This window comes from Novosphingobium sp. Fuku2-ISO-50 (assembly GCF_001519055.1).
Classification (GTDB): domain Bacteria; phylum Pseudomonadota; class Alphaproteobacteria; order Sphingomonadales; family Sphingomonadaceae; genus Novosphingobium.
Genome location: NZ_KQ954290.1, coordinates 22,832 through 45,034 on the forward strand (window position 1 = coordinate 22,832; position 22,203 = coordinate 45,034).

The 22,203-nt window shown below is 64.0% G+C and carries 17 protein-coding genes; 5 read left to right on the plus strand and 12 right to left on the minus strand.

Annotation, left to right across the window (positions count from 1 at the left end; all coding sequences use genetic code 11):
- Positions 1 to 10 precede the first annotated feature (10 nt).
- Both AQZ50_RS09680 and AQZ50_RS09685 read left to right on the plus strand, forming a co-directional pair.
- Positions 11 to 1,015 carry an alpha/beta hydrolase gene (locus tag AQZ50_RS09680; protein WP_067745976.1) on the plus strand — a complete coding sequence of 335 codons (1,005 nt, stop codon included), beginning with the start codon at positions 11 to 13 and terminating at the stop codon, positions 1,013 to 1,015.
- Positions 1,012 to 2,952: a CocE/NonD family hydrolase gene (locus tag AQZ50_RS09685; protein WP_067745978.1), complete on the plus strand. Its 1,941-nt coding sequence runs from the start codon at positions 1,012 to 1,014 to the stop codon at positions 2,950 to 2,952. The genes AQZ50_RS09680 and AQZ50_RS09685 overlap by 4 nt, the downstream gene beginning before the upstream one ends.
- Positions 2,953 to 2,976: 24 nt before the next feature.
- Here the strand turns inward: AQZ50_RS09685 and AQZ50_RS09690 are convergent, their stop codons facing one another.
- From AQZ50_RS09690 to AQZ50_RS09700, 3 genes are all read right to left on the minus strand, one after another.
- Complete coding sequence (locus AQZ50_RS09690; RefSeq protein ID WP_231730204.1) at positions 2,977 to 3,939, minus strand: FecR family protein; 963 nt, start codon at positions 3,937 to 3,939, stop codon at positions 2,977 to 2,979.
- 8 nt (positions 3,940 to 3,947) lie between these two features.
- Complete coding sequence (locus tag AQZ50_RS09695; RefSeq protein ID WP_067746215.1) at positions 3,948 to 4,502, minus strand: RNA polymerase sigma factor; 555 nt, start codon at positions 4,500 to 4,502, stop codon at positions 3,948 to 3,950.
- Between the two features lie 406 nt (positions 4,503 to 4,908).
- The gene (locus AQZ50_RS09700) at positions 4,909 to 5,313 is read right to left on the minus strand and encodes an isochorismatase family protein (protein WP_067745980.1); all 405 of its coding nucleotides are present in this window, start codon (positions 5,311 to 5,313) and stop codon (positions 4,909 to 4,911) included.
- A gap of 180 nt (positions 5,314 to 5,493) precedes the next feature.
- On the opposite strand from AQZ50_RS09700, the gene AQZ50_RS20420 reads away from it, so the two are divergent.
- On the plus strand, positions 5,494 to 5,631 hold the full coding sequence (locus tag AQZ50_RS20420) for a hypothetical protein (RefSeq protein WP_156427294.1): 138 nt from the start codon (positions 5,494 to 5,496) through the stop codon (positions 5,629 to 5,631).
- An 83-nt stretch (positions 5,632 to 5,714) separates the two neighbouring features.
- Here the strand turns inward: AQZ50_RS20420 and AQZ50_RS09705 are convergent, their stop codons facing one another.
- The 3 genes from AQZ50_RS09705 to AQZ50_RS09715 are packed head-to-tail and all read right to left on the minus strand — an operon-like array spanning position 5,715 to position 10,948.
- Positions 5,715 to 7,469, minus strand: a complete 1,755-nt coding sequence (locus AQZ50_RS09705) for a tannase/feruloyl esterase family alpha/beta hydrolase (protein ID WP_067745982.1) — start codon at positions 7,467 to 7,469, stop codon at positions 5,715 to 5,717.
- Between the two features lie 41 nt (positions 7,470 to 7,510).
- Positions 7,511 to 8,542 carry an alpha/beta hydrolase gene (locus tag AQZ50_RS09710; protein ID WP_231730205.1) on the minus strand — a complete coding sequence of 344 codons (1,032 nt, stop codon included), beginning with the start codon at positions 8,540 to 8,542 and terminating at the stop codon, positions 7,511 to 7,513.
- 51 nt (positions 8,543 to 8,593) lie between these two features.
- Positions 8,594 to 10,948 (minus strand): TonB-dependent receptor, encoded by a 2,355-nt coding sequence (locus AQZ50_RS09715; protein WP_067745984.1) that lies wholly within the window; start codon positions 10,946 to 10,948, stop codon positions 8,594 to 8,596.
- 516 nt (positions 10,949 to 11,464) lie between these two features.
- Between AQZ50_RS09715 and AQZ50_RS09720 the strand changes: the two genes are divergently transcribed.
- Together AQZ50_RS09720 and AQZ50_RS09725 are read left to right on the plus strand one after the other, a co-directional pair.
- Positions 11,465 to 13,468: a TonB-dependent receptor gene (locus tag AQZ50_RS09720; RefSeq protein ID WP_231730206.1), complete on the plus strand. Its 2,004-nt coding sequence runs from the start codon at positions 11,465 to 11,467 to the stop codon at positions 13,466 to 13,468.
- A gap of 346 nt (positions 13,469 to 13,814) precedes the next feature.
- Positions 13,815 to 15,005 (plus strand): glycoside hydrolase family 68 protein, encoded by a 1,191-nt coding sequence (locus AQZ50_RS09725; RefSeq protein WP_067745988.1) that lies wholly within the window; start codon positions 13,815 to 13,817, stop codon positions 15,003 to 15,005.
- A 14-nt stretch (positions 15,006 to 15,019) separates the two neighbouring features.
- Here AQZ50_RS09725 and AQZ50_RS09730 read toward each other — a convergent pair whose 3' ends face one another.
- The 6 genes from AQZ50_RS09730 to AQZ50_RS09755 all read right to left on the minus strand — a co-directional run bounded on the left by AQZ50_RS09730 (position 15,020) and on the right by AQZ50_RS09755 (position 22,100).
- Complete coding sequence (locus tag AQZ50_RS09730) at positions 15,020 to 16,024, minus strand: LacI family DNA-binding transcriptional regulator (RefSeq protein ID WP_067745990.1); 1,005 nt, start codon at positions 16,022 to 16,024, stop codon at positions 15,020 to 15,022.
- Between the two features lie 55 nt (positions 16,025 to 16,079).
- The gene (locus AQZ50_RS09735) at positions 16,080 to 17,156 is read right to left on the minus strand and encodes an alpha/beta hydrolase (RefSeq protein WP_082703571.1); all 1,077 of its coding nucleotides are present in this window, start codon (positions 17,154 to 17,156) and stop codon (positions 16,080 to 16,082) included.
- A 133-nt stretch (positions 17,157 to 17,289) separates the two neighbouring features.
- Entirely contained in the window at positions 17,290 to 18,585 is a 1,296-nt protein-coding gene (locus tag AQZ50_RS09740) for a spinster family MFS transporter (protein WP_067745992.1), read from the minus strand.
- A complete protein-coding gene (locus AQZ50_RS09745) occupies positions 18,582 to 19,508 on the minus strand; it encodes a TauD/TfdA family dioxygenase (RefSeq protein WP_067745994.1) in 927 nt (308 codons plus the stop codon). The genes AQZ50_RS09740 and AQZ50_RS09745 overlap by 4 nt, the downstream gene beginning before the upstream one ends.
- Positions 19,505 to 21,133, minus strand: coding sequence for a thiamine pyrophosphate-requiring protein (locus AQZ50_RS09750; RefSeq protein ID WP_067746226.1), 1,629 nt, complete (start codon positions 21,131 to 21,133; stop codon positions 19,505 to 19,507). The genes AQZ50_RS09745 and AQZ50_RS09750 overlap by 4 nt, the downstream gene beginning before the upstream one ends.
- Positions 21,134 to 21,152: 19 nt before the next feature.
- On the minus strand, positions 21,153 to 22,100 hold the full coding sequence (locus AQZ50_RS09755; protein ID WP_067745996.1) for a TauD/TfdA dioxygenase family protein: 948 nt from the start codon (positions 22,098 to 22,100) through the stop codon (positions 21,153 to 21,155).
- Between the last annotated feature and the right edge of the window lie 103 nt (positions 22,101 to 22,203).

A 22,203-nucleotide genomic window follows, 5' to 3' on the forward strand; every position in this document is an offset into this window, starting at 1 on the left:
GCGTTCCCCCATGACGATCGTACCTTCGTTCCGCACGCTGATGGCCGCGTCGATGCCGGCGCTTGCCCTGTCCCTATCCCTGTCCTTGGCCCTATCCGTGCCCGCGCATGCCGATACGGCCCGTTTTCCGCCGGTCACGCTGCCGGGGACGCAGGATCGCCTGGTCCCGATGGCGCCGGGCCGCCCGTGCTGTCGACTGCTCATTTCGGTGCCCGAGGGCAAGGCTCCGCCTGCGGGCTGGCCGGTGATCTACATCCTCGACGGGAATAGCGTTTTCGGCACCGTGCGCGACGAAGTCCGCCGCGAAAGCGCCGACACGTATGAAGCGCCTGCGGTCATCGTGGCCATCGGCTATCCCGGCGATGATCCGTGGAACGATTCCCAGCGACAGCATGACCTGACTCCCGCACTGCCGGCGACGCGCGCGCCGATCGGCCCGGCGGGATATGCCATTCCCGATACGGGCGGGGCAGAGGTGTTTCTGGACTACATCGCCAATGTCGTAAAACCGGCCATCGCGCGCGATTTTCCCATCGATCCGGCGCGCCAGACTCTGGCCGGACATTCGCTGGGCGGGCTGTTCACGCTGTATGCCGCCTTTACCCGGCCCGATCTGTTCCAGACGTATGCCGCGATGAGCCCGTCGATCTGGTATGGCGACCGCTATATTCTCGATATCGAGGACAAGACCCGCCCGCGTCGTTCCGCGCAGAAGCGCCATGCCCGACTGCTGCTGACGATCGGCGGGTGCGAGCAGACCCCTGGCGAATGCGATCCCGGAGTGCCGGGCAGCGTCCAGAAGAACGACTGGCTGCAATGGCAGGGCCGAATGGTCGATGACGTGCGCCTGATGGCCGAGCGGTTGAACGCAGCGCCGACAGGTATCGACGCGCAGGCCGTCATCTTTGCGGGCGAACACCATGAATCCGTGCTGGGCGCGTCGATCGCGCGGATGGTCCGGTTTGCGTTGAGCCCCGCCGAGCAACGCCCGGCAGCCCGCGAGATCAAGCCATGAAGCGCGATGCCGTCACGCTTGGCGTTGCGCTGGGCCTGTGGCTGGCGCCGGTTGCCGCGGCCCGCGCCGCCGAAGCCTGGCCTCCGGCTGAGGGAGCCGGGCCGTGCGCGGTGTCGGTCGAACGCGATGTGCCTGCGGTCATGCGCGACGGCGTGACGCTGAAGGCAGACATCTATCGCCCGAAATCGACCGAACCGGTGCCGGTCATCCTGATGCGCACCCAATACGGCAAGACGAGCGCGCAAGTGCGCCCGGCCCGGTTCCAGTCGCCGTCGTGGTATGCCTCGCACTGCTATCTGGTGGTGATTCAGGATATTCGCGGCCAATATGCGTCGGGCGGAACGTTCTATGAATATGCGCATGATCGCGATGACGGGTACGACACTATCGAATGGGCCGCTCGCCTGCCCGGAGCCAATGGCCGGGTCGGCATGTACGGTTCGTCCTATGTCGGCGCGACGCAGTGGCTGGCCGCGACGGCATCGCCCCCTTCGCTGAAAACGATCGTGCCCTCGAATACCGCCTCGGACTATTACGAAGGCTGGACTTACGAGAACGGGGCTTTCCGGCTGGGCTTCATCCTGCCCTGGATGCTCGAAACGATTGCCCAGAGCGCGGCGCACAACCGTGGCGATGTCGCCCTGGCTGAACAGATGAAGATCGATTATCGGCAAGCGGCGCGCTGGATGCAAAGCCATCCTTATGACCAGATGCCGCCGCTTCATCCGGACGATCCGGCCGTGGCGTCCTATTTCTTCGATGCGTTGCGCCATCCCACGCGGGACGATTACTGGAAGGCGCTGGCGATCGCCGGGCACTACGATGCAGTCAAGGTTCCGGTGCTTGCTTTCGAAGGCTGGTACGACAGCTTTCTGACCGGCGCCTTGAACAACTTTACCGGCATGATCGCCCATGGCGGCAACGCCCAGGCCCGCGCCGGGCAGCGCATCGTGATCGGACCATGGGAACATCTCGGCTGGGGACGTCCGACCAGCCCGGTCAGCCCCCGTCTTGCCAACCTTGGGCCGGGCGCCGACAGTCCCGTCAATCCGCTGACCCTGGCCTGGTTCGACCATTTCCTGAAAGGCATCGACAATGGGGTGAATACCGGCCCGCGTGTCGATTACTATCGGCTGGGCAGCAACGACTGGCACAGCGCGTCGGCCTGGCCCTTGCCCGGCACGGCGTTCCAGCGTTGGTATCTGGCAAGCGCCGGACACGCTGCGACGCTTGGCGGCGACGGCGCGCTGATCCCGCAGGCGATCGCGGGCAAAGTCGAAGGCCCCGATGCCGGAAACGAAATGGGCAGCGCCGCGATCGAGGGACGAGCGCAAGCCGCCACCGACGAATACCTGTACGATCCGCGCAACCCGGTGCCCAGCATGGGCGGGCATTCGTGCTGTTCGTGGACGGGCACCGCGCAAGGCCAGTTCGATCAGTCACCGATCGAGCAGCGCCCCGATGTGCTGGTCTATACGAGCGCGCCGCTGACCGCGCCGCTGGACGTGACCGGGCCGGTCAATGTCACGCTTTCGGCCAGCTCCGATGCCGTCGATACCGATTTTACGGCGAAGTTGATCGACGTCTATCCCGACGGGACGGCTGTGAACCTCGCCAACGGCATTCAGCGGGCAAGCTATCGCGACAGCGTCGAAAAACCCACGCCGATCGAACCGGGGCGCGTCTATACGTATACGATCCATCTCTGGCCGGTAAGCAACCTGTTCCATCCCGGGCACCGGTTGCGCGTTGAAATCTCGTCGAGCGATTTTCCGCAATTCGATCCCAACCCGAACACGGGCAAGACTTTCGCCACGACCACCGACGCAAAGATCGCCCACCAGACGATCCATCACGGGGCCGCGCACTTGTCCTACATTACCCTTCCGGTCGTGCCGCAGGGCCAGGATGGCGCGCCCGCCGCGCCGCAGCGCTGAGGCGTCTTGCGTTGCCGGACCGGTTTACGGCCTGACCCGGACCACGAAGGCGCCGGAGGGTTGGCGTTGCACGTCGACCGGCAACACCGCCGACAGGGTATCGAGAAACGCGGGGATCTCTTTCGCGCGAAAGGCTGCGGTCACGCGCAGATCGCCAATGGCGGGTGACGCAAGCTGAACCCCCGGCGCGTAATAGCGATTGATGTCGGAGGCGAGGTCTGCCAGCCGCACGTTCTCGAACACCAGCGGTCCCGCACGGTCTTGCGACAGCAGCGGCAGATTCCTTGCCGACGCCGCGCTGACGATGACGGGGTCTGCGGCGTAGAGCGGGATTTCCGCGCGCTCGCCGGAGCGAAGCAGTCGGTCGGGGGCCTTGCTTTCCCGTCTGCGGGTTTGCACCAGTCCCTCGACGACTTCGACCTGCACCGAGGCGGCGCCCAGGTTGACGTTGAAGCGCGTACCGATATCGCGCACTTCCGATGCCCCGGCATCCACCACGAACGGGCGCCCGGCCATGTGACGCACATTGAACAGCGCTTCACCGTCGACCAGCGCAACCCGTCGTTCGTTCGCCGAATAGTGCACCCTGAGCGATGAATGCGCGCCCAGGATGACGGTGCTGCCATCGGAAAGGGTAATGGCGCGCGCCTGCCCGATAGCGGTGGCGAAGCGCTGATCGTGCAAAGACGGCAGGATCGCGACCACGACCGCCGCTGCGGCAGCAACCGCCGCCAGCCCGACCGCGATCAGCGTTTTGCGCGCTTTCGCGCCCGATCGGGCCGGGGCGGAACACAAGTCCGCAAGTTCGGGGAGCGCAGGAATATCCTGCCATGTGCGAAGAACGGCGCGGTAGGCGGCGGCGTGGCGCGGGTCAGCGTTGATCCACGCATCGAAGTCCGCCTGCCCGTGCGTGCCGAGCTCGCCACTTTCCACCCGGACGAGCCATGCGCAGGCCTCATCGTCGATAGTGTCGCGCATGGTGGGCATCGACCGGCTCATTCTGCACCCTCCGCCGCGTGCAGGGCGCGTTGACACAAGGCGATCGCTTCGGCCAGCCGCATTTTCACCAAAGTGGGCGAACATCCGAGCGAACGGGCGATCTCGGCGCAATTCATGCCGTGGATGCGGTTCATGATCAGCACGTTCCGACGCCGCTCGTCCATGCTGCGGATGGCATGATCGATAATTGCGAGGCGTTCCTTTGCCAACAGGACGCGTTCGGCAGTCAGATCGTCAGCCTCTGGCCCCAGTTTTTCGACCGACTGCACGTGCGCCCTGCGGATTTTCTGGGCGCGATGGTGATCGAGAATGAAATTGCGGGCGGAACGGCGCAGGAAAGCGATCGGATCGACAATCTCTCGCCAGCTTTCCAATCGGGCGAAACGTTCGAATGCGGCGTGCATGGCGTCTTCGGGATCGGGCGGCCCTTTGCCGAAATGGCGTTCGAGATAGTGGCGGATGGCCACGCTGTACCGTCGGTAAAGCGCCTCGATTTCGTTCGTGTCGCGTTCTCCCGGTGCAGAAGCGGTATGGTCGGAACCGGGCGTCACGCGGAACATTGCCCCCGGGCTGTGGCGTCAGTCAACGGCGCCCCTGCACGCGTCTGCGCGACAGGACGGGCTGCAGAGCGGGGCCGTGTCCGGCCGGATCCGAGGCTGAACGAGTGGGGAGGCAATTCCTGGCGCCTAACAACATGATCGAATCTGTCTTTTGAGGGGCGCGGGCGACGAACTCAAACGCTTTGTTTTGTTGCTCCTGTTGGGAAACCTCAAGCGCGCATGACCGGAGACCGCAATCCGGATATCTGCCCGCCAGCCGTCTGCTGCAATCTTCGTCGGTCTCATTCGGCCCTTGCCGAAATATCCGTCCATGCAGGCGCATCACCGCAGACTGCAAGCTCGATATCCGCCGCTGTGTCGCCGGGCGCCGGCGCACTTCCGATGGCGCCCGCGACAGTCAGCCGCCCGGTCCGATCGGCGGCAGGATGTCCTTGAACATCAGTTGGATAAGCTGTTTGCCTACACCGGTTGACCAGTCCTGCGCCCATTCGGAAATGAGCGTGTTGGCGCACGTAAAGGCCACCCCCGCTTCGGCCATGCGCTGACGCGCGGTCCATTCCGACAGCTCGAACGGCGAACCGGAAATGTCGAGCACGGCCTGGACCTGATAGCCCGCGCGGACGGCATCGATCGCCGGAAAGATCAGGCAGACATCGGTGGTGACGCCGCCTATCGCGATCTGCTTGCGCCCGGTGCGTTCGATCGCTTCGCGAAATGCCGGGTCGCCCCACGCATTGACAATGCCCTGCCGCTTGACCCGCGCGGCGAAGGCATCGGGCACGATATCCTTGAATTCACTCACAAGACGCTGCGCGTTACCCCGGCAATGGCGGCAGGGATCACTGATCGCCTTTGGTCGCTGGAAGACATTGTGGCCAAGATCGACGCGATGGCGCCGGAGCCCAAGCCGCGCGGGCCGTACAAAAAGCGCAACGCCGAAAATTCAAACTGAGACACTACCCACTTTCCCGAACACGGTGACATGATCGCCAGCTTCGTGGACAGCGTGCAGTTCGCGAACGGCGAAAAGATGGCGCAGATCGTGGAATCCGAAGCGCACGAAATCGGGCTTTTGCTGTGCCGGCTTTCGTGCCGATCCACATTCTTGGCACAAGCATAATGAAACGAAACCGGGCTTGCCTATCAAGCGCAGCCGCGATCCTCATCTTCAGTTCGGCGATGATCCGGTCGCGCAAGGGCTGCTCAACGCTGTGCGGCATGCCCGGACTTTACACTGCCCGACTTGGCACAGGCAAAGTTGGCCGCATCTTCAAGCGAGCCGCGGCCCTTGTAGTGCGCATGGCCGGGCCATGGGCAGAGCGGGCGCGTGCGCCCCGGCCAAGGGGTCTGCGGCCCGGCTTGCGCGGGAATGCTGTCGGGAGCGCGCCCCTTTTCGACCCAGGTGACCAGAGCGGAAAAGGCATCGAAGTGATCGGTGGCCGGACCGCCCACGCAATGGTTCATCCCCGGAACCGGAAAAACCCGCACAAAACCGGCCGCCTTGCCCCCGGCGCGCGCATTCACCCTGTCCCACCACGACACCGTATCGCGCAATGAAAAAACCGGATCGGCCGCGCCATGCGGAACGATAAGGCGGCCCCCACGCGCCGCGAAAGCGCCCAGATCGGCGGAATGGGCCGAACTGTCCTGCCAGGCGGAACGATCGAAACCACCGCCTGTGGCATATATCCGCCGCCCGTCGCGTTCGATCGAAAACGCCAGTTGCGCATCAAGCAACGATTGGGGATCGCCGGCCACTGCGGTTGGCGGAACGGAGAACACCGTGTTGAGCGAGGCTCCGCCAAGCACGATATTGAGCGCGGGAACCTTGCCGTCGGGCGAGCCCAGTTTCCAGATGCTCCAGCCCGGCGACGCGAGGCCCGGATCCCACGGCCACGAGGCATAGAACGGTCTCCCGTCGGCCCCTTTGCCTCCGGCCATCAGGCGCAGCACGGCATCGATCTGATCCCCGGAAAGGCACCCGCCATCCTGACCGGGCGCGCAATGCAACGCCTCCAGCCGGGGCCGCACCCGCGCCGTGGTGCAGGCCGCCGTATCCGACACGATCCCGTCGCGCGCGCCGTCGAGCCCGTCGCAAGCGGCCTTGATCGCTCCGCCGACCAGATCGAGCTGGGCAAGGCTGAACGCCTTGTCGAAATCGGCAAAGGCCGGGTTTGCCCCCGCAGCATGCGGCGCGAGCGCGGCCAGAACCTGTACCTGAAACGCCTCTTCGACTGCCGCTCGCGGCAGGGCAAAGCCAGGCGCTGCCGCGATGATCCCGTCGAACAGATCGGGGTGCTGCTGGGCCAGCACCATGCCTTCCTCACCCCCCTTGGAACAGCCGACAAAATAGGAATAGCGGATCGGTTGCCTGTAATAGGCGGCGATGATCGCCCGTGCGGCACGAGTCACCGGCGCGAGCGAGGCATGGCCATAGTCGGCGCGCGCCTGCGGATCGAAGCCGAAGGCCGTCGCGCCGCCGCGCGCGGGATTGCTGTTGAGCGCATTGCTGTGTCCCGAATCCTGGCTGAGCACGGCATAGCCCAAAGCCAGCGCAGGCTTTTGCGCCGGATCGTCGCGATTGAACCCGACCGGCCCCAGCGCATCGCCGATGTCTCCGTTCGAGCCGCCGCCTCCCTGAAAGAAGAAGCGCCCGTTCCAGGCATCCGGCAGGCGCATGTGAAAGCGCACGGCATAGTGCTGGCCATCGACGCCGGTGTGTTCGTGCATGATCCCGAACAGTTCGCAATGGGCCGGGATCGTCTGGTCGCCCGGCTGATGCTGCGCGCGCTCGATCCGCGTTCCCGCCTCGGGCCATGTCACCGGGATCGTGGCGCTGCAGGTCTGCGGCGCCATCGCGCCGCTTGCGCTATCGACTTGCGCCATCACGGCGACCGGGATCAGACAGCCCAGCGCAAACCCCGCCGCACCCAACGCACGCCGTGCCAATACCAGCATGTCACTCTCCCTTTGCACGGCATGACCCTCGCCTGAAACGATCACGCGGTCTTGCCGACAATCGCAAGGCGTTCTTCCCACTGCATCGCAAGCTTCGGCCACTGCCCTGCCGTGCCGTTCGCCGGGCCGATTCCAAATCCGTGCCCACCTTCGCCAAACAAGTGCATTTCCGGAAATTTCCCCTGCCTGCCAAGCGCTTCGGCAAATTTCATGGTGTTCGGCCACGGAACGGCCGGATCATCCAGAGCATGGGCCATGAACACCGGGGGCGTCGTGCCATCGACATGGTCGGCAGGCGAGCGCCGCGAGATCACCTGCGCATCGGGCGCTGCGCCCAGCAGTCGCTGTGCCGACAGCGCATGGGACAACGGCCCGTCCACCGCAATCACCGGATAGATCAGGATGCCGCAACGCGGCCTGGCGCTGAGCGTGTCGAGCGAGTCGACCGGCGGCTGCAGCACCTGGGCATGATCGGTCAGCAGGCTGGCGGCGAGATGACCACCGGCGGAAAATCCGACCACCCCCGTCGATTCCGGGTCGAACCCGTCGATCCCGGCGCGCGACCGGATCACGCGCATTGCGCGCTGCGCATCGCACAAGGGCACGTCATAGGGCCGCGCCCAGCCCTCGCCCGGCAGGCGATAAGTCAGAACGAAGACGGTATAGCCGCGCTCGGTGAACACGCGCGCGACATCGGTGCCCTCGTTGCGGATAGAAACAAACGTGTAGGCCCCGCCCGGGATCACCAGAACCGCCCGGCCATTGGACCGTTGCGGCCTGAACAGATGCAGATCGGGCTGCACCACGCCATTGAGAAATGTGGCGGGCCAATCGGCGCCGCGCGGCACGCGATGCGCCACATGATCGGGCGCCGCGCCCGGCCAGAGCGCTATCCGCGCGGCGGATTGCCATTCGTGCGGAATCGGGCCGCCGCCAAACGGGATTTGCAGCGGGTCAATGCCTGCTTCGCGCGCGTCAGCCATGCCCAGCCCCACAGCGGAGAACCCGACCGTCGTGCCCAGCGATGATTTCAGAAATTCGCGGCGTTTCCACGTCAATGTCTGCTCCCGCACGAAAGCCCGTGCTCCGTCCGTGCCACCCGGACGGAGCTTGTCGGCAGATGATCAATACTTGAATCCGACGCGCACCCCATACGTGCGCGGCAGGGCATAATTCGCCGTCGTCGAACTCCACACCGGCACAACGTTGGTCGTGATGCGGCTGTTTTCGGCGTTGTTCACGAACAGGTTGACATAGAGGTGCCCGCTGGCGCCGTCGAACCGCAGATTGAGATCGGTTTTGGTATAGCCGGCTACGCGACCCTGAACAACATTGTCGGCACTGGCATAGATCATCGACTGGACATAGAAATCCGCCGATGGCGTGATCCGTGCGCCGGATTCCAGCGCAAAAACATGCGCATAGCTGGCCCTGGCGCTGAAACGCGGCGCATTGGGCAAGCGGTTCCCCGAATAATCCGCCGTCGCCGAGGGAATGGCCGCATAGCCGAGGATCGGCGCGAAAATATTGTACATCGTGTCCGCCGAATGGAGATTGTCCGGCGCGTTGGGGAAACTCAAAAAGCGCGTGTCGAGCCATGATACATAGCCGGACAGGGTATCACGCGGGGTGGGATGGAGCGTTGTTTCGAAGTCGACACCCCGGATGCGCGCCTTGGCCGCATTGGTGGTCACCGAGACGGGCCCCTGGACCGGATCGACGATGATCGACGACACCTGCAGGTTCTTGTAATCCATCTGATAGGCGGTCAGGCCGATATAGACGCGGTGATCGTACAGGCTTGCGCGCAGACCCGCTTCGTAGTTGGTGACTGTTTCGGGCGCATACTGCTGATAGGCCGCCGGATTGGAACTCGACTGCAGTCCGCCGCCGCGATAGCCGGTTGAAACGGTCGCATAGGCCAGAATGTCGCGCGTCACGTCATAATCCAGCCCGGTTTTCCAGCTGACTCTGCTGAAATGGGCCGGCGCGCGCGAACGATCGTCGGTATAGGCGATGGTAACGCCGGTCGGGCATGTATCGGCGCTGATAGTGCTGCGCGTAACGGTTGCCCCCGGACAGACCAGTTGCTGCTCGTGCGCAGTGGCTTCATCCCAGGTTCCGCGTACACCGGCCTGAACGCGCAAGCGATCGGTCAGCGAATAGGTGCCCTGGCCGAAAAAGGCATGCGAACGGCTGCCTTCGCCCGAATAGGTATTGACCACGTCGACGGCATTGATCGTGCCGATCTGATTGCCGACGCTGGGAACCAGCGCACCAAAGGCATTGTAGACAGCGGCAAACGGCGCGGGCGCCGTGTTCCCGGCATGCAGCAGCCTGAGCCCGGAAGGCTGCGTATCCTGATAGAGATAGGCCCCGGCGACCAGCTTGATCGGCCCCTGCTGGTAATTGATGTCCAGCTCGTTGGACCAGGTGTTGGTCTTGTCGTGCAGATACTCCTGCGAAAAAACACCCGTCGTTGCCGTAACGCCATTGTTGTCGAGCCACGAATAGCCCGCAAGCCAGGTCAGGCTGAGACTGCTCGTCGCCTGCCAGACAAGCCGCGAGCGCACGTCATAGCTGGTGACGTCCTGACGGTTCGCGGCCACCTGATCGAGGCCCGGATTGAGGGCGTCCGACGGAATGATCGTGACCGGGCCGAACGAGCCCGTCTTGAGATTCGCATCGGGATAGTAGTTGACGTTGCGCAGATAGATCGCCGCGTCGGTGCCCTGATTGCGGCCATAAGAGCCCGAAATGCGCCAGGTCAGCGTTGGCGTGATCGCCCATTTCGCCGTAACGCGCAGCCCCGCCAGATCGGTCTTGTCGAACCGCTCCGCCGCCTTGAGCTGCGGCCCGTAGCCGTCATTGACGTCGCGGAAGCCCGCCACGCGCACCGCGAACGTATCGCTGACGGGCACATCGACCGCGGCCTGGGCCTTGATTTCGTTGAAGCGCCCATATTGCACGCTGGCGCTGCCGCCAAGGTCGCGCCCGGGGTCGGCGGTGTTGACATTGACCACGCCCGCCGTCGCATTGCGCCCATAGACCGTGCCCTGCGGGCCACGCAGCACCTCGACCGAGGCAATGTCGAACATGGCCAGCCCAAGCGCCGCAGACGAAGGGTTGTAGATACCGTCGAACTGGGTAGCCACGGTCGAATAGCCGGAAAATGAGCTGTTGCTGCCGATCCCGCGAATGGCAAAGCCGTTCTGGCTGAGCTGAAGCGAGGGCACCGTGGTAATCAATTGATCCGCGCTGACGATCGACTGACGATCCAGCGCCGCCTGTGTGACAACCGAAACCGAAATCGGCGCCTTGCTGAGCCGCTCGCTGCGCTTTTGCGCGGTAACGACGATCTCGGGCGCACCCTTGTCAGAGGCCGTCGCGGACGACGCCTCCTGCGCCATGGCGTGCGGAGCCGCCACGGCAAGCGAAACAACAGCCGTCCCGGACAGCCAGAGCGTAATGGCCTTCATTGCATCCTCCCTATTTTCAGATCGTGGTCCGGCCCCGCTGCCGGGAACCGAGGGCGCACCATGCTGGAACGCCCTCGCACCGAATCACGACCTCTTTGAACAATCGTTTGTCCATTGGGTAATCATCTTGCCATCAGTTGACAATACCCCACACTCCACCGGCATTTCTCCAGGCACCACGCTCCGGGCGAACTTGACGCACAATCGATTGTGCATTAGCAGCCACCCAAGTCTAGCCACCGATCGGGGTGCCGCCGGACTGCGGGCGGGTTTTCCTGCCGCAGGACGAACGCCCCTCACCCGGCGGAAAAAAGACAAAATCATCGGGAAGAGGACCGGCTTATGCCCACAAATTCAGTTTGTTCCGCAAGATTTCGGGTCGGCATCGCGCTGACGGCCATCGTCATGCCCCTGCTTTCGACGCCAGTCCGGGCTGCGGCGGTCGACAACGCAGCACAGCCGGCCTCAGGCAGTGCGAACGCGGTCGAGGATGCTGCAAAATCGCCGGAAATCGTCGTGACCGCCAGCAAGCAGGGCAACCAGACCGTGCTGTCCGCCCCCATGGCGATCCAGGCTTTCTCGGCCAAGGAGCTTGAGACCAAGCAGGTGACCAACATCACCGATCTCGTCAATCTGATCCCCGGCGCTTCGCAGACCGGCACGGTCGGCGGCGGCGAACAGGTTTTCGCATTTCGCGGTTCGGGCGCCGGCGGGACAGTCGGCGACGGCATGATCGGCTATTACCTGGACGACACGCCCTACGGCATCCCGAACTTTCAGTTCGCACCGCCACTGCGCTATTTCGACCTCGATCGGGTAGAAGTGCTGCTCGGCCCGCAAGGCACGCTGTATGGCTCCGGCTCGATGGGCGGCGTGATGATCTTCCACACCAAAGCACCCGATCTTGCCAGGATTACCGTCGATGGCGAGGCCGGGATCTCCACCACTTCCGGTGCAAGCGACCCGAACTACACGCTTTCGGGGGCGGTCTCGGTTCCGCTGATCAAGGACAAAGTCGCGCTGCGGGTGAGCGCCGGATATGACTACAAGGCCGGTTATGCCGATGTATATAGCGGGGCACCCACCGGAACCCCCTACAAGACCGATGCCAACGACATCAAAAATCGCGACATTCGCGCCACTTTGCTGATCGAGCCCGACGACAGGCTCAGCGTGCGGCTTGGCGTCTGGTATTTCCGCATGAACCAGGATTACCTGTCGGTAATGACCTCGCTCGACCCGGCCTATCTTGCTTATCAGGGAACCACGGCAGGCTACGACAGATCCCGCACAACCGATTGGACGGGCACGGTCAAATATGATTTCGGCCATGTCGTGATGACCAACGCCACCTCTTATCAGGTGACCGCGAGCGGATGGCTCACCAATCTTGCGCTGTCCGGCCTTGGCAATGGCGCGCTCTCGAATGCCGATGCGGCGCACAATTTCACCAATGAATTGCGCTTTGCGCTCAAGGATACCGGAAACTATCATCTGGTGGTCGGCGCCTCTTATCAAAACGCCTCTTCGCCCTACGTCTTCAACATCAGCTTTCCCACACTGCAGATTGCCGGCGGCACGACCACCAAGACAAAGAACTACTCGCTCTTCAGCGAGGCAAGTTACGATCTTTTGGGCGGCAAGCTCGTCCCGTTGGCAGGCATCCGCTATTTCCATGACGACCGGTCTGCCTTTGACCCCACCGGCGCATTCGTAACCTCCGAAAGCCCCAATGTCGTCACCTGGCGGGCAAACCTCGCCTATCACCCGACCCCGCACCTCACCGCTTTCTTCAACGCCGGCACAGGTTTTCGCAGCGGTATCCTTCAATCGGCGGCGCAGGCCCAGGCGGTCATCAATGACGGCATTCCCTCGTCGACCGCACTCAAGCCCGACAAACTGCGCAACCTCGAGGTGGGGTTGAAGGGCACTGTCGCAGACGGCGCGCTGCGGTTCGCGGCGAGCGTCTACAACATCCGCTATTCCAACCTGCAGAGCGCGTACACGACGACGATCGGCCTTTCCGCCTTTGCCAACCTTGGCGATGCCAAGACCACCGGCGCAGACCTGGAACTGAACTGGAAGACGCCACTGCCCGGGCTTCAATTGGGCTTCATCGGCAACGTCAATTCGGCGCAGTTCACCGATGTGGTGCCCGCCTTTGCGACCAACACCGTTCTGGCATCGAACGGCCAGCGCCTGTTCAACACGCCGCCCTACAACTGGCGCGTCGATGCATCCTATTCGACCAGACTTGGTTCCTCGGGGTGGAAACTGATTGCCGCAGCGTCGGCTTCGAAGACCGGATCGGCCCGGCTCAATATCAGCGGGTTTGACCAGGTGGGCAGCTACGGCCTGGCCAATGCCAGCCTGAGCGTCAGCAAGGGGCCCTATGAGGTCTCGATCTACGGCGAGAACCTCGGCGATGAACGCGGGCCGACCGAGGCAAACGCCAGCACGCTCCTCGCAGGCCCGATCCCCCGCACCTTCGGGGCGCGGATCCGGGTGCATTTCGATTGAGCGCCCGCATTGCGCTGCGCGGTTCCGACCCATGCCCCTTTTCCGATGGGACCGCGCCAGCGCAATCGGCAGCGTGGCTAGTGGTCCGATTCTGACATTTGCTACCGCTCTCGGCTAGGTGGTGCGCGAATGTCAGAATCTTTTCGGACCACTAGAAACTTTTGATTCTAGTGGATTTTCCGTTTTTGACATTTGCGACCGTGCTATCCGGATGGCGGGATGCAAATGTCAAAAACAATCCACTAGCTGCCGCAACACCATCGCCAGAGATCCAACCATTTTCATTTAAATCAATGTATTGACAAAGGTCTTCCACCTGCACCACAGACGAGAAGGGCGCAGAAAAATGACGACACGATTGGGCGCCGCGCCATATCCCTCTTCCTTGGCGCGTGACGGATACACGGCAAAGTGGACCGAGGCGCATCTGGCTGCGATTGCCGACCAGCCCTTGCCCGGGATTGCACCGATTCCCTCCGACTGGAGCGACCGCCGCATCGCCGGGCTTGATATCTGGGACATGTGGCCCGTCGAGGCCCAGGACGGAACAACTGTGCTGTTTGCCGAAGGCCGGCTCTGGATGGCTCTTGCCGCACCCGCCGCAGACGACCCCGAAGATCGCCATGCGATCGCACGAATCCATTTCATGGTCGAAGACGCAACCGGATTTCGCGACGCGGGGCCGGCTTTTCCGGATGGACATACCCCGGGCAGCCGGGAATGGTCGGGAAGCGCGGTGTTTACCGCCGCGACCAACCGGCTGACCTGCTGGTTTACCGCTTCGGGACGACGCGGAGAACAAACCACCACATTCGAGCAGCGGCTGTTTTCTGCCCATGGCACACTCGAATGGAGCGATGCCAGGCCCAGCGTGGCGGATTGGTCGCCCCCCCGCGAACTGGTCCGCTCGGATGGCGAAATGTACGTGTGCGTCAACGGCAGCCACGGCGCGGCGGGAACAATCAAGGCCTTTCGCGATCCAGCCCATTTCCGCGATCCGGCCAGCGGTGCGCACATCCTGGTTTTCACCGGATCGGATGCGCGATCGACCTCGCCATGGAACGGTGTGATCGGGGCGGCCGTTTCGGTCGCCGGAATCGACGGGTCATGGCACCTGTTGCCTCCGTTGATCAGCGCCGAGGGGGTGAACAACGAACTTGAACGGCCGCACATACGCTATGCAGGCGGCCTCTATTACCTGTTCTGGTCAACCCAGGCCAAAGTCTTTGCCGACGGCGCCCCCCCTGCCCCCACCGGCCTTTACGGCATGGTCAGTGCATCGCCGCTCGGCCCTTACGAACCCGTGAACGGCACCGGCCTGATCGCCGCCAATCCCGCGCAGGCCCCCTGGCAAGCCTATAGCTGGTGGGTGCTCAACGACCTTTCAGTGACCAGTTTCGCCGATCTGCCGGGCGTTCTGCCCGGTACGCCGGCGCTCGACGCACCAGCACGCCGGGCAAACTTTGCCGGATGCCCCGCGCCCTGGTTTCGCCTTGCACTCGAAGGAGCGACCGCGCGCCTGGTCGAAAGCACCTGACGCGATGCCCTGCTTCAGGTGCTTTCGCGACAAACCAGGCGCGGTTCGATCAGCTTTGACCCGGTCGCCTCTCCTGCCATGCGGCGAAGCAGTGTCTCGACCATCAATCTGGCGCCCAGACGCAATTGCTGGTCGATGGTGGTCAGCGCGGGGGAAACCAGTTCGCCGAGCGGAAGGCCATCGTAGCCTATCACTTTGACTTCGCCGGGGACCGACTTGCCCAGCCGCGCCAGGGCGCGAATGACACTGATCGCAGTCACGTCCGACGCGCCGATTATGCCGTCGGGCATCTGCGCCAGCCCGCCGAGCATGCGCAATGCATCCTCGAACGCGGCGGCGGGCTCATAATGGGTGGAAAACACCTGCGGCCCTTGCGACACCCCGGCGAGTGCCAGCGCATAGCGCACACCATCGAGACGCGCGCCGAATTCGGGTCCGTCAACCGGCCCAAGAAAGGCGATATTGCGGCAACCGCGTTCGAGCAGATGGCGCGCCGCCATCATGCCGCCGGCGCGATTGTCAGAACCGATCGCGCAATGATTCTGGCCGGACACCTGCCCACCCCATACGACCATCGGCCGATACCGCAGCGACGTGGCCTCGATTACCGCCAACTGGTTCGACTGCCCGATGATCAGAACGCCATCGACCCTGCCGGAATTGGCGTAGTTTTCGATCCATCGGTTATCGCGGGGAATCACGCGTGATATCAACAGATCGTATCCGCGCTCGGCCAATTCGTCGGCAACGAACCCGCTCATGGTGTTAAAGAACGGGTCGGACAGATGCTGAAGCGTGTCATGGCCCAGCGGCACCAGCATGCCGACGGTATGCGTTTGGCGCGTACGCATCGTCCGCGCCAGCAGATTGGGCTGGTATTCGAGCGATTCTGCCAACGCGATGATTCTCTGACGGGTCTGATCGCTGACCCGCCCCGTGCCCGATAGGGCGCGCGATACCGTACCGGGCGTCACGCCCGCCAATTCCGCCAGTCGTTTGAGATTGGGGCCTTTGATCAACCGCCCAGTTCCTCTTTGGCCCGATCCTCTTTGTCATATCCCGAGCTTGCGTCAATCATGCGATGGCCAACCCTTTGCGCAATGCGCCGACTCTCGCGGCGGCAAGCCGGCGCGACAAGGATGCCTCGGGCGCGACTTTATCGAAGCCATGAAAGGCACCGGGAAGAACCAGCAATTCACAGGGCACGCCACTTTCGTTCAGTCGCTGCGCATAGGCAATATCCTCTTGCGCGAAAAGATCGATGGCGCCAACACCAATGAACGTCGGCGGCAGGCCGCGCAGGCTCGTCGCGCGCGTCGGCACGGCTTCATCAGGCACGGCGCTCGTCGCAGGTGGAACGCCGAGGAAGGCACGCCAGCCATACCGGTTGGCTTCGGCGTCCCAGCCCACAGTGCCCAGACCCGGTGCGGGAAACCGGGTCGTCCCGGTACGATCGTCGAGCATGGGATAGATCAGGCACTGGAACGCAAGCGGCACGTCCCCGCTGTCCCGCGCCCGCAGCGCCAGCAGCGCGGCATGACCACCCCCCGCGCTTTCCCCGAAAACCGCGATACGCCCGGGATCGACGCCCAGCGACGCCGCATCGGCATGAAGCCAGCGCAGTGCAGCCCAGGTCTCCGCCAGCGATTCGCGCCAGGTGACCTCGGGCGAAAGCCGATATTCGACCGACACGATGACGCAATCGAGTTCGCCCGCGATGGCGATCAGGCCCGGCAATTCGAGAAGCGCAGAGCCGGTGACAAACCCGCCCCCGTGGGTATGCAGGATGGCGGGGCGCGCAAGAGCGCCCGGTCGTTCATTGATCACATAAACCGTCACCGCCGGACGCCCCGGCCCGACCGGCACGCGCTCCACGCGAACCGGAATCGCCGATCCCTCGGGAATTTTCGCGGTTGCCAATGCTGCACGCAGCATCGGAAGCCGATCCGCCCCCATCGGATGAAAGCCGCGGGTGGCCTCGATCACCTTGATCGCCGCGTCGCGCAATTCGGGCGCGACAGTGGCCAGCGCGGCATCCGCGCCCGCCGCTTCTGCAGAGCCTGCCCACGCGTATCGACCAAGGCCAAGCGCTGCGGCAGAAAGGCCGGCTGCCGCCAACTGCAAGGTATCGCGCCGCCGCAAAAGGGCCATGTCCATCTCCGAAATTATGCAGAACCATCTTGCTCAATCGTTTGTTCAAGAAGCTTATGCAAGCGGAGGATGCATGGCCATGCGCAAAAATCGGCGCGAATGGCGCAGGCGGCCCCGACCTTCCGGACGCGGATCATGACATGGCAGGGAGCCGGGCGCGATAAAGCAGGGACGCCCGCCAGAAGCAGAGCCCCGCCAAGACCGGGGTCACCGCGACAATCAACATCGAATAGCGCACCGCAGCCTCGCCATAGGCCGCCGCCAGCGCATCGTTGAGAATGCCCACGGCGCTCGGCCCGACGACGTTGCCGATAAAGCTCGCGCCGAACAGGATCACCGCGATCGCCAGCGCCCGACGCTGTTCTCCGACGATGTTCATGGTCGCGGCATAGATCGGCCCTTGATGGATCAGCGACATAAAGCTGGTAAGGACAAAGCCGGTGAACCAGATCGCGCGGCTGTCACTCAGCAGAAAGGCGGCTTCGGCAGGCCCCGCCAACGCGCAGGCCAGCGCCGGTATGCCCACGCGCCAGCCGAGCCTGTGGGCCGGCATGCGATCGATCAGCACGCCCCCCGCCAATACGCCCGCCGCGCCGATAAATCCGCGCACCGGCCCCACGACGCCCGCCACCTGGGCCAGCCCCATGTGATGCACCCGCGCAAAGAAAGTCGGCGTCCATGCCCCTGCGGCCCAGACATTGGCGCCCATCAGCGTGACGCCGACAAAGATCCAGAAAAAGCAGCGATCGCGCATCAGATCGGCGATTTCGCGCAAGATCGCCAACGCCGAGATGGGTTCGCGCACTTTGATCGGGGTCTTGCGGACAGGCTCGCGCACGGTGGCCAGAAACAGCAGCGCGACCGCCGCCCCCGGCGCGCCCATGGCGATGAACATCGCGCGCCAGCCGTGATGCTGCGCCACCCAGCCGGCAATCGGAAAGAACACGATGAACGCGATCGAATTGGCTGTCCCGAAAATCGCCATGGCAAGCGGGCGGCGCTGGGGATGGAACAAGTCTGCGATGATCGAGTTCGATGGCGGCATGGCGCATGCTTCGCCCGCGCCCATCAGGAAACGCGCCGTCGCCAATTGCCAGATCGAGCCGACAAAGCCGGTCAGCAGCGTCATCACGCTCCAGAATGCCAGCCCCGCCGCCACGATGTTGCGCCGGTTGGCGCGGTCGGCCAGCCAGGCGATCGGCACGCCCAGCAACGAATAGAGCAAGACAAAGGCAAGACCCGTCACCAGCCCGAGCACGGTATCGGACGAGCCGAACTCGCGCTTGACCAGCGGCAAGGCGAGACCGAGCAGCGCGCGATCGAGATAGTTGAACACAGAGATCAGCGTGAGCAGGGCCAGCGGCCAACTGGCCCCCCAAGACCAGCGCGCGCCGTTCGCTTCGCCATTCGCTTCGATTCCGTCATTCATGGCATCGCCATCCCCTCTTGCCGTGTCAGGGCGTGATCGCGGTCGATGAAATTCGCGCGTTCGGCCAGCAACGGATCGGCGCGCGGCGGCAATTCCGAGCGCAGCCACAGCCGGAACAGCAGGCGGCGCTGCGCCGCGCTGTCGACGAAGGCTGTGCGCCCGTGCAGCCATGACCAATTGTGCCAGAACACAATATCACCGGCCTGCGCCATGAAGCGCGCCTCTTGCGCCATTCGCTCGGCCTCCAGCGTCAGCACGGCCAGCGCGTCGGCCAGGGCGGGCGGCACCTCTTCGCCGCGCGTCAACGCCGCCTGCCGCATAAAATAGCCGTTCCAGGCGCATTGCACGCCGCGCCCGGCAGCCGCCGGAAAGAACACCGGCACTTTGCGCGTACTGATCCGCCGGGCCGAACGCAGAACCGGATTGGTGCCCCAGTAATAGCCTTCGTGCAGCGCGGGCAGATGCTGCGGGGCCTCGCGCCGGATCGCCTGATAGAGTGCCGGGGCGGAAATCAGGAAGCTCTCGCCCCCGGCGACGGCGGGACGACAGCAGCCGAGCGCGAGAATATCGTGCAAATCGGTATGGGCGCGCAATTCGCTGTCCGAATGGGTGCCGCGCGCCTGCGCCTCGCCCGGGACTGCCTCTACCCGGGCGATGCATTCGCCCGCCGGAGACTGGATCGATGCCGCGCCCAGCCATCTGCCGATGCTGGCCACGATCACGGCAAACGCGGCTTCTCCCAGCGCCGATGCATCCAGTCCTCTCAGGACCACGGCGCCCGGCCCTCGCGCAAAATTCACCCGCAATTCCTCGCGCAATCCGGCCAGCGCCCCGTCCCGCCCATGCGCCAGGGCCGCCGCCTCGCCAGCGGTCAGATGGCGGATGGGCGGGCATGGCGCGCCCGGAGGCGGAGCGTCCGTCACAACCGCGAAGCCCGCGTCTCTTTGCCGGTGATGAATTCGATCAGCGCGGGCTGTCCTGCCTGTGTGGCGGCGATCCCGCGGCGGATGGCGGCGGCGATGGCGTCGGGCGCGGTGACCCTTTCGCCATAGCCGCCAAGCGCGCGGGCGAATTCGGCATAGTTGCCGGAAATATCGGTGGCGCGAAACCGTTCGGTGGCCACCGGCATCTGGTCCAGCTCGATGGCCATGGCCGAATTGTTGAGCAGGATCGAAAGGATCGGCAGCCGCTCGCGCACGGCGGTTTCGAAATCCATGCCGGTAAAGCCGATCGCCGCATCGCCCCAGACATTGATGCACAATTTGTCGGGACAGGCGAGCTTGGCCCCCAGCGCCAGACCCAGCCCATAGCCAAGCTGCGTCGTCTTGCCCCAGCCGATGTAGGACAGCGGCGCGGTGGATTTCCAGAACGGCGTCAACTGGTCGCGCGGCGATCCGGCGTCATGGGTGATGATCGTCTCGGCTTTGTTCACCGCGCGCTGAAGCTCCCACAGCACGCGATAGGGGCTGAGCGGCGCGTCCCGACTTTCCAGCAAGGGGAGCCATTGCGCCAGCCATGCCTGCTCTATCTCATGAATTTCGGCGATCGCCGCCGAAGGATCGCGTGGCGCGCAAAGCCGATCGCGCACAGCCCCCACCAGCATCGTCAGCGTCAGCCCGGCATCGCCCGCGAGAGCCATTTCGCAACGCACACCCTTGTTGATGTCCGCCGGATCGAGCGTGGCATGGATGATCGGCACATGGCCGGGCATGGCCACGCCGAACGCCGTTTCCCCAAACGAACAGCCGATGCCGAAGATGAGATCGGCCCTGTCGAGGAAATGGCGCAATTGCCCCGGTATCGCCGCCCCGCCCGATCCGAGCGCAAGCGGGTGGGTCTCGTCAAAGCTGCTTTTGCCTTCGAGGCTGGTCGACACCGGCGCGGCGAGCAGGTCCGCCAATTCGCGCAATGGTGCATAGGCATTGGCCCAATGCACCCCCTGCCCGGCATGGATCACCAGCCGTTTGGCCGCGACCAGCCGGTCGGCCACTTGCGCCACCTGCTCCGGGTCGGGCCCATAGCGCACGCGCACCACCGGCGTATAATCGAGCGGCTCGGGCACATCGTCGCCCAGCACGTCCCAGGGCATTTCCACCAGCGCCGGGCGCGGCCGACCATTGCGCAGCGCATTGAACGCGCGACGCAAAATGGCAGGTGTGTCTTCGGCACGCAGGATCGGCTCGGCAGTCTTGGTGATGTCGCGCATCGAACGGCACGCGTTGTAATTGTCGGGCACATGGGCAATGCGCCGGGCATAGCCTTGCGGCAGCACCAGCACCGGCACACTTTCCGAATAGGCCTGCGCCACGCCGCCATAGGCGTTTTCGGTGCCCGGCCCGTGCTGCATGGCAAACACGCCCATTTTTTGCCCCCGCGTCATGCGCGAATAGGCATCGGCCATATGCAGCCCGGTGCGTTCCTGCCGAACGATGATGGTGCGAATGCCCGCAGTGGCCGCCGCTTCGAGCACGGCATTGCGCGGATAGCCGAAAAGGACATCCACGCCCTCGCGCTTCAGGATCTGCGCAATGGCAGCGCCGACTTTCATGGCCATTTCCCCTGCCCGCTCAGCGCGCGGTCAGATCGGCAACGCCCAGCGGACGCTCGCCGATCACCGTGGTGCGGATCAAATGGCGGCGCTCGTTCTTGAAATCATGCACCCCGCGATGCAGCGTAAAGCGGTTGTCCCACACGATCAGCGTGTTTTTGCGCCATTTCACGCGGCAATGGTAATGCAGATGCTGCGCCAGCCCTTGCAGATAAGTCAGCAAGGCGCGGCTCTCTTCCTCGCTCCAGCCGACAAAGCGCTGAAAATAGGCGCTCGTCGCAAACAGCGAGCGACGCCCGGTTTCGGGATGGACCCGCACTGCCGGATGGATGCTTTCGAGCTGGTCCTCGGTAAAATCGTGGCTTTCGCGCAAGCGCAGCCGCTTGTCGGGCGGCAGCTTCTCGTTCCTGGACCAGATCTCCTTGCCCGAATAGACCACCTGCAACGTATCGATCACCGCCTTCAGCCCGTCGGACAAATGTTCGTACACGAGACAGGCGTTGGAAAAGGCCGTGTCGCCGCCCCACTGCGGACAATCGAGAGCGCGCATGACGATCGCCTTGGGCGGCTGCGCCAGAAACGGGCTGTCGGTGTGAAAATGTTCAAAGCTGGGCACGACATTGACCGCCTCCCAGGCCTCGCGCCGCACTTCCTGCATCAGGCGGTCGCCGCCATAGGTCGGCGCCTGCGGCAATTCTGTCAGTTCGCCGAAATGGCGGGAAAAGGTCTTGTGCTGTTCGGGCGTCAGATCCTGATCGCGAAAGACGATGACCAGGAACTGTTCGAACGCGAGCATGATCTCGGCGAGCACGTCCGGCTGCAGCGGCTCGCGCAGATCGACCCCGCCGATCTCGCAACCGCAAGCGCCGCTGAGCGGCTCGACAGTGATCTTGCGGAATTGCGGCATCGGCAGTCCGGCGGCGATCGGTGGGCCAACCTCGTGCGACTGATGAATCTGCGTTGCCATGACACATGCTCCTGAAAAAAGCGGGGCCCACGGGGCGGACAAGGAAGACTGACGAGCAGCCCTTTCCCGATGATTGCATTCAGGAAAGGGCTGCCGGAGTTCG